General features: G+C 38.7%; 10 protein-coding genes. 8 read left to right on the top strand and 2 right to left on the bottom strand.

Going from position 1 to position 13774, the window contains the following annotated elements; translation table 11 throughout:
• Positions 1 to 123 precede the first annotated feature (123 nt).
• Positions 124 to 231 (top strand): putative holin-like toxin, encoded by a 108-nt coding sequence (locus ACM26V_RS14585; protein ID WP_416147450.1) that lies wholly within the window; start codon positions 124 to 126, stop codon positions 229 to 231.
• Positions 232 to 447: 216 nt separating this feature from the next.
• On the opposite strand, the gene ACM26V_RS14580 is transcribed toward ACM26V_RS14585, so the two are convergent.
• Positions 448 to 2856, bottom strand: coding sequence for a lipocalin-like domain-containing protein (locus ACM26V_RS14580; RefSeq protein ID WP_416151886.1), 2409 nt, complete (start codon positions 2854 to 2856; stop codon positions 448 to 450).
• A 352-nt stretch (positions 2857 to 3208) separates the two neighbouring features.
• Here ACM26V_RS14580 and ACM26V_RS14575 point away from each other — a divergent pair, with 352 nt between their 5' ends.
• The 7 genes from ACM26V_RS14575 to ACM26V_RS14545 all read left to right on the top strand — a co-directional run bounded on the left by ACM26V_RS14575 (position 3209) and on the right by ACM26V_RS14545 (position 13057).
• The gene (locus tag ACM26V_RS14575; protein WP_416147449.1) at positions 3209 to 5728 is read left to right on the top strand and encodes a DUF2339 domain-containing protein; all 2520 of its coding nucleotides are present in this window, start codon (positions 3209 to 3211) and stop codon (positions 5726 to 5728) included.
• 259 nt (positions 5729 to 5987) lie between these two features.
• Complete coding sequence (locus ACM26V_RS14570; RefSeq protein WP_416147448.1) at positions 5988 to 6671, top strand: response regulator transcription factor; 684 nt, start codon at positions 5988 to 5990, stop codon at positions 6669 to 6671.
• A gap of 2 nt (positions 6672 to 6673) precedes the next feature.
• Positions 6674 to 7666, top strand: a complete 993-nt coding sequence (locus ACM26V_RS14565) for a sensor histidine kinase (protein ID WP_416147446.1) — start codon at positions 6674 to 6676, stop codon at positions 7664 to 7666.
• 99 nt (positions 7667 to 7765) lie between these two features.
• Positions 7766 to 8449, top strand: a complete 684-nt coding sequence (locus ACM26V_RS14560) for an ABC transporter ATP-binding protein (protein WP_416147445.1) — start codon at positions 7766 to 7768, stop codon at positions 8447 to 8449.
• Positions 8446 to 11046 (top strand): FtsX-like permease family protein, encoded by a 2601-nt coding sequence (locus tag ACM26V_RS14555; RefSeq protein WP_416147444.1) that lies wholly within the window; start codon positions 8446 to 8448, stop codon positions 11044 to 11046. The genes ACM26V_RS14560 and ACM26V_RS14555 overlap by 4 nt, the downstream gene beginning before the upstream one ends.
• A 77-nt stretch (positions 11047 to 11123) precedes the next feature.
• Positions 11124 to 11336, top strand: coding sequence for a hypothetical protein (locus ACM26V_RS14550; protein WP_416147443.1), 213 nt, complete (start codon positions 11124 to 11126; stop codon positions 11334 to 11336).
• Between the two features lie 287 nt (positions 11337 to 11623).
• Positions 11624 to 13057, top strand: a complete 1434-nt coding sequence (locus ACM26V_RS14545) for an MDR family MFS transporter (RefSeq protein WP_416147442.1) — start codon at positions 11624 to 11626, stop codon at positions 13055 to 13057.
• Between the two features lie 65 nt (positions 13058 to 13122).
• Here the strand turns inward: ACM26V_RS14545 and ACM26V_RS14540 are convergent, their stop codons facing one another.
• Positions 13123 to 13704 (bottom strand): TetR/AcrR family transcriptional regulator, encoded by a 582-nt coding sequence (locus ACM26V_RS14540; RefSeq protein WP_416147441.1) that lies wholly within the window; start codon positions 13702 to 13704, stop codon positions 13123 to 13125.
• Positions 13705 to 13774: the final 70 nt, after the last annotated feature.

Here is a 13774-nt window from a genome sequence, read left to right as displayed (position 1 = left end):
AACCGTCCCTGGGCTTCCATAATTAATAAATCTAGTAATGAGAACGTATGTTTGGTATAATGAGGAAGCAACTTCATAAAGCAAGGTGGTGGCTGAACTCCCTGTCGAAAGGGGGTGAGGTGAATGACGACATATGAAGCCTTCAGTTTAATCGCGCAGTTTAGTCTTGCAATAGCAACGACACTGACACTAGTCATAACGCTAATCGTCGTCATAAACAAAAAGAAATAGCCACCCGCAGTCCAAGTCAGGTGAGCTATTTCATAGGCAATATCCGTTTGGTCAGCCGCTTTTCATGCGGCATGTTGTTGCAACGGCAGAGTGTTAGCGCACTCAGCCGTTTTTATATCTGTTACCCAATTATACACGAATTTATAATAAGAATGCAATTTACTCCTGCTTCTCCTGATCTTTCTCTTCTAAAACTACACTACCTGTCAGCTAAACCTACTCTGCGAGTTCAGCAATCTCTTCTGCATCGATTGCCCCATCATAAATCCGTAATTCATCCATCATTCCTTTAAATGGCGGGTCCCACCAATTCACTCCTAAACTAAAGCTACCACCACTTGTCGTAAAAATATTCGGAAACTCAGAAACAACAAACGTTTCTTCACCATCAGGGCCTCTTGGTACAAGGCTTACCCAGTTATCCTCATCACGTGCACCAAAGAAAGTCGTTGTATACGTAGTTAATTCCTCAGGGTTGACCCATAAAGAAACCGAATAATCACTACTAGAAATCAAGCCATTCGGTAAACGGACTCCGGAATCACCATCAAAAACAGCTGCTTGACCTTCTCTTCCATCTGCAAAAGAAATTGATCCATCCGTATTATCGATACGATTACCAGTTTCTGAGCCGTCTTCAAAATCACCATGCTGATCACCCAAATTCTCATCGAACGGAAAGTGTGCCGTCAACTCTGCATCAACCATCGGCTGAACTTTAAGCTCGAAATCTTTTGTCTCCATAGCATCGCCTCTCGTAATCGTTGCTGTTAACGTAACATCGACTTCGCCCGCATCACTATTAGGACGAGTAACTTCTCCATCAGCTGAAATTAGATCTGAATCAGACGAAGCCCATGAAATTTCTGTATTTCTCGCTCCCTCTTGCGGAAGGTTTAAATTAGAAGAAATATTATTCGAATCACCGAGACTTAATTGGTCTTTAACCCTTGAAACTGTTACTTCATCATCACTATCATCGAACTTACTACCCCAAATTGTTTCATTCTGATTTGACATCGCTGTAAATGTCATCACGTCTTTCTCTGTTGAGTCATCCCATTGCTGCAAAAATATGCCATCAAACTCAACGCCATCTAAGGTCATCTGTAGTGTTGAACCATCGACTTTCTCCCAAGTTCCTTCAACCGTACCTGACACAGATTGATCATCATGCAAGTGAATTAAATCTGCACTCTTCACGGCATCATCATTATCGGTGCCATGGTTAATAAATTGATAATCGCCAACTATATCATCTTCATCTATGTTTTCGAGTGTTTCTCCACTATAACGATAAGGAGCTACTACTGGCCAATCATCGTCGGTCATAAACAATTGGTGAATGCGAAGTTCATGCTCTTCGCCCCTGTTTGGAAAACGAGAGTGAAACGCTAAAAACTTATTATCTGTATCAGAATCCGAGTAAACAGAATTATGACCTGGAGAAACATAGCCGTGGTTGCTACCAGAAGACCCACCGTCCTCTAAATCAAATTCAAAGTTGCCCATCAGTTTATATCCGTAAGAAGGGTTCCTAGCACCATCCGGCAAAACAGCATCCTGGTCATTGGCATCGAGATAAGGCCCTTCAGGGTCAGTAGCTCTAAATAATCTCATATTATAGCCACCATCAAGTCCTAACCAACCATATGTTACATACAAATAGTAATAACCTCGTTCCTCGTCGTAATCTAAATAAGGACCTTCCCCTGATTCACCGTTACCACCAGCAATATTGATCCCGAAATAACGATCAATTAACCGACCGTCAGCTGTCTCACCATCCTCACCAGGATAAATCGGTTTTCCGGTTTCTTCATCGATTTCAAGTAAGAAAATTCCGCCAGACCAGGACCCATAATTCATCCAAAGTGTACCTTCTTCGTCATAAAACAAATTTGCATCAATTGCATTTGGAAAGGATTGATTATTATAAGCCCCACCAACATGGAACCAATCGTCGCTCTCACCTGACAATTGCCCATCATCAATTAAATCGGGAATATTGGTATTCGACCAATCCTTATTAACGTCACTATTTTCATCATATGCTTCACCTTCTGTAAAACCAGAATAGACAATCGTATCGACATATTCGTAAGGGCCTTCAATATCTTGTGATACCGCATACCCTAATGCCGAGCGAATGTATGTGGATGAAGCACTATAATAAATCATATAAGCACCAGTTGATCCATCGTCATTGATGTAATTGTCATTCCAAAAAATATCCGGAGCCCATACCGCATAACCACCTTGACTGTCCGAATCATCTTCGCCAGCCCAATTAAACGATTCAGCCAAGTTCTCTGACAAATCACCATATAAGGCATTATCTGGTGTTGAATACCCATTTGTGAAGCTTATCCAATTCATTAAATCGGTAGAGTGAGCTGCCTCTATATGAGTTCCAAACGCATAGTATGTATCTCCTTCTTTAATAATTGAAGGGTCATGAACCGAAACATTAGTAAATGATGGGGCACCTCCTTCAGTGCTTTCTTGCATCGTGTCATTATTCTCAGAGTTCTGAGAACCATTTTCAGATGCTTCATTAAAACCACCATAATTCCCCCCGATAATAACCGCAACTAGAATAAATACAATTGAAATAGCAATCATCCAAACATTTTTTTTAGAACCTATCTTCACCACAAACCACTCCTCATCATTAACGCCACCCATAAAACAATGCTTTCAAAAACAATTGTTAATATATATATCAATATATTAACAATACTATAAACTATTAATTCAGGTCAACAGATGGAAGCAGGGGGACGGTTCTCCTGCTTCCTGAAGGAACAAAAATTGTTCTATTTGGAAGCAAGAGAACCGTCCCTTCGCTTCCACTAATAAAAAAGTTACCTAGAATACCCCTTTGACTTTCGTTTTTTTCTTGTATAATGGTAGATAATGTATGTGAACAGTATCTGGCGAAGAAGAGTCTCTAGTTAGTTAAGGAGGGTAACGCATGGATGATATCAAAATTCAATTGACAAAAATGAGAGCAGAACAGACGAAGCTTGCGAAAGATTTCGATGCAATTGTAAAAGAATATGAATCTAGTGATGTACTTCAGGAGAATGAAACACTTCGAAAAAGCGGGGAGGAATATCGAAAAAAACTTCAAGACATAAGCGAAAAGTATCAACATATGGAGGGAGAAAATCAAAAGCTGCGAGTCGCTCTTCAAGAGCAAATGTTAGATGAAAAAACAAACTTACTTAAGGTATCAAGACAAAAGTTGGATACATATTTTGCATCCACAGTTCGTCCGAAACAAAACGAGTTGAGAGATCTTGAGGAGCAATCCAAAAGGGAAATCTTGAAATTAAAGGAACGAGCCAATCAATCGATTCGTCAAGAGAAACAAGCGATGGTGGCGAAATTGGATGAAGTATCGATGGAAGTCAATGAAACGATCAAAAAGGAGCGTGCGCTTTTAGCAAAAGAAGAACGTGACTTGTTAAGTGGGGTCTCCGAACACTATGACAAGCTAGCGGATGAAGAGTTGACAGAGGATGTCATTCAAAAACGAGTGAAGCAAAATCAAATTGAAATGAAAATTGGCTTGAATTGGATCAACAAATTGGGAATGTTATTAATCATTTTTGGTGTAGCTGCTGCGTTTAGGCATTCTTACTCAAATTGGTTCAATGATTACCTCAAAGGCGGCACGTTTTTTGTAATTGGTATTCTCATGCTTGCAGGTGGCGAATGGTTGTATCAGAAAAAAAGAGAAACCTTTGCCTTAGGTCTTATTGGCGGGGGAATTGCCGTCATTTATGGATCGATTTTCTTTAGCTACTTTCTATTAGATATTATAACGTTAACGGGAGCTCTGCTTTTGTCTGTGTTGATAACTGTCACGGCAATTATCCTCTCACTTCGCTATCAATCGAAAACAATTTGTACGTTTGGTTTAATTGGAGGGTATATTCCATTTTACTCGTATTTAGGTACATTTGGACTGGAAGGCAATGCTGTCTATGCTGCTATGGCCTATATATTGATTTTGAATGTATCGATTTTATTGATTTCGCTGCAAAAACAATGGAATATCGTTCACTATATCAGTTTTATATTGAACCTTCCATCGTTTTTTATCCTAATCTACCTTTCGCAAAATAATGGGATTAATATGGCCTATACGATTCTCACGTTCTTACTATATTTGGTGTTAACGATTGGCTTTGCATTTAAACATAAAGTATCGATGAAGTGGATCGATGTGACCTTATTAGCTTTTAATACAACGATAAGTTGCTCAGTTATCTATTATTTGTTTAGTGACCTTGGCTGGCAAAATTTCAGAGGTTTATTAGCCGTAGGTTTTTGTATCCTTTATTTCGGATTAGGAAAATCGGTGCAACAGATAATGAACCACGAAAAGCAAACAATGGTGCTGTTTTATGGGACGTCGATAACGTTTGCGGTCCTTGTTATACCGTTTCAATTCGGCGTCGAGTGGCTAGCGTTAGGCTGGTTAGTAGAGAGTATCGTTATCATGCTCTACGCAAATCGCTATAAGCTTAAATTGCTTGAAAAAGCAGGGTGGGCGATCTTCAGTTTGACATTGATAACTTTTTTCATCGATTTCTTGCAATACATGGATGGAATATCACGAAACCCTGATCTCTTCCATTTTAAGTATTTTGCGATTATGACAGGTTTAGTTCTCGTTATGCTCTATTATGTGTACGATCAGGCGAAAAGAGAGAGCACATATCTCTTCAGAGGGTTTGCTAATTTTATTAATTGGTTGAAGTATTTCACCCTGGTTAATGTTTGGATTTATTTCACCCATGAAACTTCGTACTGGTACGATCAATGGGTACCGAATGATTTTGATCACTTTTGGTTTTACAAATTTCTGATGTTTTCATTCATGTCAATCAGTTTGGCATATGGACTTAAGAAAACCCCACTTTTATACGACAGAGTGGTCAAATATTATTGTCTCTTTTTATACAGCATTGGAAGTTTTGTCACATTAATTGTTACGGTGTCGATGCCAACGTTAAACTCGACTATGGCAGAAAATACATTTATCGACTATTTGGCCTTGATTGTACTTATCGGATTTAATGTCCTGATTTTCGCAACAGGTCGCGACCTATTAATGGCTTATATTAGAGGTCAATTTAAAAATGTCGAGTTGTATCCAACGATTTTGTCTGTGTATTTTTTAGCCATTTTAGCAGCATTTTTAAATGTACAGTTTCAGCTAGGAGATGTTGGGTTTGTCATTAGTTTGATCTTCCTCGTCGTTGCAGTTGGCTACATTCTTTATGGATTCAAGAGGAAGTTCGTCTACGTCCGTCGGATTGGACTTGGATTAACCTTGCTATCAACGGGGAAACTATTCCTTTACGATTTAGCATTCCTTACTGAAACGAGTAAAATTCTCGCATACTTCTGCTTTGGAATCGTGCTATTAGGAATCTCGTATATTTACCAAAAAGTCTCCAGCCGTCAGGAGGAAGCGTAGGGACGGTTCTTCTGCTTCCTCTCGACCGTCTTTGGCTGTGGTTGGTATGCACAAAATCCGTGGGTTATGCTGAAAGACTGGTGCCCTATGCACAAAAATCACGAGTTATGCTGAAAAAAATACGTTGTATGCACAAATATCTGGATTTATGCTGATATTAGAATAATTATCAGCTATTTACGAACCTAGCAACGCCTAAGAGGCGTTGCTAAATTTTTGATACTATTCTGGGTAGGTGCTAAAGAAATGAGGGACAATAATGAAAATTTTATTAGTTGAAGATGATAAAACAATTGCATCAGGTTTAGAATATTCGTTACAGCAAGAACAATTCGAGACAATCCTTTGCTATGACGCGAAATCTGCTGAAAAAGTCATTAATGAAGAACTCAATCAGATTAGTTTGTGTCTGTTTGATTTATCGCTCCCAGATGGAAGTGGTTATGATTTGTGTAAAGCTGTGAAAGATCGTAAAGATGTGCCAGTTATTTTTTTGACGGCGATTGATGATGAAGTGAATGTTGTGATGGGACTAGATATGGGCGCGGATGATTACATTACAAAACCTTTTAGAGTTCGTGAATTGATCTCTCGAATTAAATCTGTCTTACGCCGATATGAAAAACAGACGAAACCAAAATCAATCATTGTGGTGAAGAATATACGTGTCAATACGCTGGAAGGAAAAGTGTATAAAAATGAGGATGAAGTATTCATGACTGCATTGGAATACCGCCTTTTTCTCATTTTTGCCAATCATATTGGCCAGATTTTTACGAGAAATCAATTGTTGGAACAAATCTGGGACGTGGCAGGAGATTTCGTTAATGACAATACATTGACTGTTTATATAAAGAGATTACGGCAAAAATTAGAAGATGATCCACAGCACCCGACGATTATTAGAACGGTTCGCGGGTTGGGCTATAAGGTAGGTGACTAAAGATGTTTCGCAATCGAGAAATTTTACTTTTCTTTGCTACCTTGATATTCATCGCTATTGGAACGAGCGGATATGCAGCGCTACTATCGACAGAGGCGCTACTTATCGCACTAGTGTCTTCTGTCTTGTTAATCACCGTGACCTTTCTTTTCACCCAATGGCGTTACCGAGAACTCGAAAAACTATCGACCTATCTCCGTGAAATTAGCAATGGAAATTACACTTTGGATGTTCGCGATAATTTCGAGGGTGAGTTAAGTATTTTGAAAAGTGATATTTATAAAGTGACTCGAATGCTTTCAGAACAAGGAAATCACCTTAGAAAAGACAAGCTTGAATTGACGAAAGGAATCTCTGATATTTCTCATCAATTAAAAACGCCGCTCACATCGTTGCAAGTGATGGTCGATTTATTGAGTGGATCAAACTTGCCTGACGCAAAACGGGTTGAATTCACGGAAAACATTCGTCGCCAGCTCTTACGAATCGACTGGCTTGTTTCCTCGTTGTTGAAGCTTTCAAAAATTGATGCAGGAGCGGTATCCTTTAAAAAGGACGAGCTTCGAGTAAAAGACTTAATCAATAAAGCGGTGGAGTCTGTGCTCATTCCGATTGATATTAAAGAACAACGCCTGAATATACAGGGCGACGAGAAGGTAACGTTTCAAGGTGATTTGAATTGGACTGCTGAAGCTCTGATAAATCTGCTGAAAAATGCAGTTGAACATACCGATGAGCAAGGTATCATATGCATTTCTTGGGATGAGAACGCACTGTACACCGAAATTATCGTGATAGATAACGGAGAAGGTATTGCGAAACAGGATCTTGCTTACATTTTTCAGAGATTCTATAAAGGAAAAAATGCGAGTGATGAAAGTATCGGCATTGGACTAGCAATGGCGCATAGCATTGTTACGAGTCAAGGTGGCGATTTAGTTGTCACGAGTGAACGGGGGAAAGGAACCGAATTTCGGATCAAGTTTTACAAGTAGAAGGCTAAGTGACTAAACTGTCATATTTCAGTCACTTGAGAGTCATCTTGGACAGATATACTGAGCCTATCATATAAAAAGGTGGAGGCCTGATTAAACATGGAAATATTGAAAATAGAAAATCTGTCCAAACAATACGGAAAGGGAGAAACAGCAGTAAATGCATTGAATGATATATCTTTTTCGATCAACAAAGGAGAATTTGTCGCAATCATTGGACCATCTGGTTCGGGGAAATCAACACTTCTCCATATGCTTGGGGGTGTAGACCGACCTACTAGTGGAAAAGTAATGATAGATGGCACGGATATTTATAGCTTAAATGAAACGCAACTTGCTATTTTTAGGCGCCGCCAAATTGGATTGATTTATCAATTTTATAATCTGATTCCTATTTTAACAGTAGAAGAAAATATTACCCTTCCGATTCTATTGGACCAGCATAAAGTTGATCAGAGAAACTTGGAGGAGATTGTCGGTAAATTAGGTTTACAGGAGCGCCTGAATTATTTGCCTAATCAGCTTTCAGGTGGCCAGCAACAGAGGGTTTCCATTGGTAGAGCATTGGTTAGTAATCCAACGATTATGCTTGCTGACGAACCGACAGGTAATTTAGATAGCAAAAACAGCGGTGAAATTATTGATTTATTAAAAATGTTTAATAGAACGTACAATCAGACACTTGTTATTATCACCCATGATGAACGTATTGCCTTACAAGCCGACCGAGTGATTGAAATAGAAGACGGAAAGATTGCGAAGGACGAGGTGATTCGTCCGTGAATATCATAAATAAACTAACTGTTCGTCATTTGAAGGAAAATAAAAAACGTACGTTAGTGACGGTAATAGGTGTAATTATTTCAGTCGCCATGATTACAGCAGTTGTAACACTCAGTTTTTCGTTTATGGATTTACTACAACGGGAGACAATGAAACAAGTAGGCGAATGGCATGTCGTCTACAAAGATGTAAATCTAGCACAAATCTCAGAGATTGAAGCAGATGAAGGAACCAAGCGAGTCATCCTTTCTCAAGATCGTGGTTATGGGGATTTAGAGGGGAGCATAAATCAGAACAAACCTTATTTATTTGTGAAATCTTATAACACAGTCGGGTTCGAACAGTTTCCGATTGAACTAAGTGGCGGGCGATTACCTGAAACGACAAATGAAATTGTTCTCTCTGATGCGATTGCCGATAACGCCGACGTTCATTATGAAATCGGTGATGAGATAACGGTCGACATAGGAGAACGCCAATTTCTCAGTGTGGAACCTGAAGGAAAGATTGATCAAACTTATTCATTAGAAATGGTGGATGATCAAATCGATGAGGAACTCATCAATACAATGGAAGAAAGCTATACCGTTGTTGGTTTCATTGATCGGCCAACGTGGGAACCAAGTTGGGCACCTGGCTATACTGCGATAACCTATATAGACGAAGACATGCTTAAGGAAGGTGAGCTTGTAAATGCTTCGGTTGTGTTGGAAGACGTTACAAGTTCTATCTATGACGATGCCGAAAATATAGCTACGGAAAATCAGATTTCTAACGTTAGTTATAACAATGACCTTCTTCGTTATTATGGTGTGACAGATAATGATGGTTTAGGACAAACTTTTTTCGGCCTTTCAGCTGTAATAATTTCGGTAATTATGATCGGTTCTATCGCGCTTATCTATAACGCCTTTGCCATTTCCGTTTCGGAAAGGTCTCGACATTTAGGGATGTTATCGAGTGTTGGAGCAACGAAGCGACAAAAGATGAATTCCGTCTTTTTTGAAGGGGCAATCATCGGGTTGATTAGTATTCCAATTGGACTCTTATCTGGTTTTCTAGGAATCGGTGCAACCTTTTGGTTTATAAATTCATTTTTGGAAGGTGCGCTGAATGTCACGGAAGAATTACGCATCGTCGTAACCCCGATTTTACTAGTTATTTCTGTTGCGATTTCGATGCTGACAATCTTCATTTCGACTTATCTACCAGCTCGAAAGGCGTCAAAAGTTTCAGCAATTGACGCAATACGCCAAACGACAGACGTGAAATTGACGAAAAAGGCAGTGAAAACGCCTAAAATAGTTCGCGTAATATTTGGAGTAGAGGCTGAAATTGCACTTAAAAATTTAAAAAGAAATAAGCGTAGATATCAAGTGACTGTCTTTTCACTTGTGATAAGTATTGTACTCTTTCTAACTGTTTCTTTTTTTACAGCAAGCTTAGAGAGATCATTGAAAATGTCACAAGACGGAGTGAATTTTGACATTCAAATACAGTTGAATCAGGCTGATGAAGAAGAGAAGGAGCAGCTTACAACTTCGATTACTGCTCTGCCTGATGTGACTGAGTCAAGTGTGATGAAACAACTTGATATTCATTCGTTTGTCCCTGAAGAAAAATTAGGGGAACAACTGGCCGAGCAGGTGAAAGATGACCAAACTCAGCTTATTGAAGGAGGATATCCTTATTATGTTGAAGTGAACAGTTTAAAAGATGAAGCACTTGATGCGTATGCTACAGAAATTGGTGTTGAGCCTGATTTACTGCGAGATAAAACGTCACTTAGAGGAATTCTTGTCGATACTGTTTCGTATTATGATCATCAAACTGAAAAAGTTATTGAGTCACGAGTGATTGAATCGGAAGTAGGAAGTACCATTCCACTCAGCAAATTCGACTGGGAAACAGAAGAGAAAACTTCTATTAGTGACATAGAAATTTCTGCACTTACAGGAGAATTACCTATGGGTGGGATTTCTGGTTATGAAGGAGGTCTTCAATTCTTCGTTTCGGAGGATGCCTTTGACGATTGGATAGATTTTTATGAGTTAGAAGGTTCGGTAACAGAGGTTTACCTTAATAGCGCTGACCCGCTTAAGACTCAATCTGAAATTGAAGAAGTAAGTGATACTAATATTTATGTGCACAATGTATTTCAAAGAAGGCAGCAAGAAGAACAGATGATTTTGATGATGTCGATTTTCACTTATGGGTTTATTGCCTTAATTACTGCAATTTCGGTCGCTAATATTTTTAACACAATTTCAACGAGCATTTCATTACGAAAAAGGGAGTTTGCGATGCTGAAGTCGGTAGGTATGACTCCGAAAGCATTTACAAAAATGATGAATTTTGAAAGTTTGTTCTATGGCATAAAAGCTTTACTATATGGGATTCCAATTAGTATCGGAGTGATGTATTTGATTCATTATTCGATGATGAATTCATTTGATTTTAATTTTTCACTCCCTTGGCTGGATCTTTTGTATGTCATCATCGCCGTATTTGTAATTGTCAGCTCAGCAATGCTTTATTCCATATCAAAAGTAAAAGAAGAAAACATCATAGACGCATTAAAACAAGAAAATATCTAATTTTGAGGAAGCGGAGGGACGGTTCTTCTGCTTCCTCCTGGCGTGTGGCACCCAATGCGGTTTTATGCACAAAAATCGTGAATTATGCAGATAAAATGGGTCCGTATGCACAAAAATCAATGTTCTTTGCTGAAATCATCGGCATCTATGCACAAATTCCACTGTTCTATGCTGATATTAGAACAATTATTATCAACCAAAAGGAACGCCTCTCATGCGGAGGTGTTCCCTTTGACGTTTTACCTAAGTTATTTGTATGTGACAACAATTTTCATTTGAAACAATCTTGAAGGAGGTGTATAATTTCTAATTAGTTTCAGAATCCGAAATAGTTTCATTTTATACTTTAAGAATGCTTAACTTGGCTAAAGGATTAAAGAATAAGATAAACTAAGGCTTTCGCCATGGAGGACTTGGCGACAAGCCAAGTTTTTCTAAATTATTCCCCATATAACGATTCGGTTGTTCTTTCTGAGTTTCTGACAAAGCTTCCCCCTTTATATCATGTGAAAATATAGATAGATTGATGAAATACTCGCAATAATAGATTTATAGATGAAAAATAGGAGTCCTTTGAATGGATAAAAACGAACAGAATTATAGTAAAGTATTGATTGCAGGATTGTTGCTTTGTGGTTCTTTTATTGCCGTTTTAAATCAAACATTGATGATTACAGCGATTCCACCAATCATGCAAGAGATGAATATTACTGCGAATACAGCTCAATGGTTAACGACTGTATTCATGTTGATAAGTGGAATCATGATACCCATTTCTGCGTTTCTGATTGAGAAGTTCACGACAAGACAACTTTTTATGACAGGTATGTCAATATTCGCACTTGGGACACTTGTCGGTGGTCTTGCAACGGATTATCCATTGTTACTTACAGCTAGAATCATTCAATCCATGGGGGCAGGAGTCATGCTTCCACTTATGCAAACTGTTTTTCTGATGATTTTTGCAGTAGAAAAACGAGGCGCAGCGATGGGGTATATCGGACTGGTTATCTCTTTCGCACCAGCGATCGGACCAACTCTTTCAGGGTGGGTGACATCAACATATGATTGGCGTTTTTTGTTCTGGGGTATATTACCGCTTGCATTAATTATGATTGTTGTCGCTTATTTTGCGATGCGGAACGTGACGGATCAAAAAGATCGAAAAGTCGATCCAATTTCGATTATGTTATCTACGGCTGGTTTTGGTGGACTACTTTATGGCTTTACGAGTGCCGGTAATATTGGGTGGGCGGAACCAATAACAATCATCGTTATGGTTGTGTCCGTAGCTTCCATTTATTTGTTTATTAAGCGTCAGCTTAGTATGAAACATCCGATGCTCGAATTCAGAGTGTTTAAAGCACGAATTTTTACCATTTCGACAATTATTTGTAGTATAGGTTTTATGGGATTGATTGGGCTAGAGACGATCATTCCATTATATGTGCAAAACATGCGAGGGTTTTCGGCAATGGAAGCAGGACTTGTCTTATTTCCAGGTGCGTTAATTGCTGGCTTGATGGCACCAATTACTGGCCGGATTTTTGACAAAATCGGTGCTCGCGCATTGGCTATTCCGGGATTGATCTTGATGATCATTTCAACGTTTGCGCTACTATTCATTAATACAGATACGTCTCTCGTATATCTCGGTGTGATGTACGCAATCCGCATGTTTGGCTTCTCTATGGTCATGATGCCAACGAATACAGCCGGTCTAAATCAGATGCCTAGAAAGCTGATTCCACACGCGGCTGCAGTAACAAATACAATGCGTCAGATGGCAGCATCGATTGGAACGGCTTTGCTTGTTGCAACGATGACGACAACTGAGATGAATACAACTGGTAACCCGTCGGTTGCTAATCCTGATATCTTAGGTGCGATTGTAGCACTTGGAATGATCGGTTTATTGACAGCGGTCGCGTTTGTATTGTCTTTCCAGATTAAGAGGACCTATCCACCAACAGACGAAGAGTGGGATGCGAGTATTAGAAAAGAAGCATAGGGATTTTTCCTTCCGAAAACAAAGGTAGCGCCTACTTAGGTGCTACCTTTGTTTGTCATATCCGGCTACTTTTTCTCGACGATACCGTAAAATAATATCTTATTGATATCTTCGGTAATAGGTAAGATTTTCGGATAGACATCTTCTCGTTGCATGTACTCCTGCATCATATGGATGTAAAATAGAATCGCTTCATTTGAAATGTCAGGATTAATTACTCCTTGTTCTTTTCCTTCATTAAATAAATCAATCATCCGTGGAATAGCCTTATTTTGTATGAATTCGTCTATATAATTGAGACCAGAAGTATACTCCTTCATAAAATAATTGTAGAAATCTGGGTTAATGTTATTTGCTGTTTCTTTTTTATTAAAAATAAGTTGCTTTATTTTTTCCTGAACAGGTATGTCGCTATCCATGACTAATTCCGCTTGTCGCCACTCTTTATCCACATAAAAAATAATTGTTTCGTGAACTAAATTATGTTTACTATTAAAGTAATTATAGATGGTTACTTGAGATACATTCGCTTTCTTAGCAATTTCAGCAATTGAAACTTTTTGCACGCCATGCACCATAAATAAATCTAATGATGCTGCTAATATTTCTGTTTTTTTGAGTTCTCTTCGACGCTCGAATCCATCCATTTGTCTTTCACCTCATTCCTAGTTTAATAAAAATTATGAAATATGACAAATAAATTGTTTCAAAACATAT

Source organism: Salipaludibacillus sp. HK11, assembly GCF_047795645.1.
Classification (GTDB): Bacteria; Bacillota; Bacilli; order Bacillales; family Salisediminibacteriaceae; genus Salipaludibacillus.
This window is presented reverse-complemented; position numbering and strand designations above follow the sequence as displayed.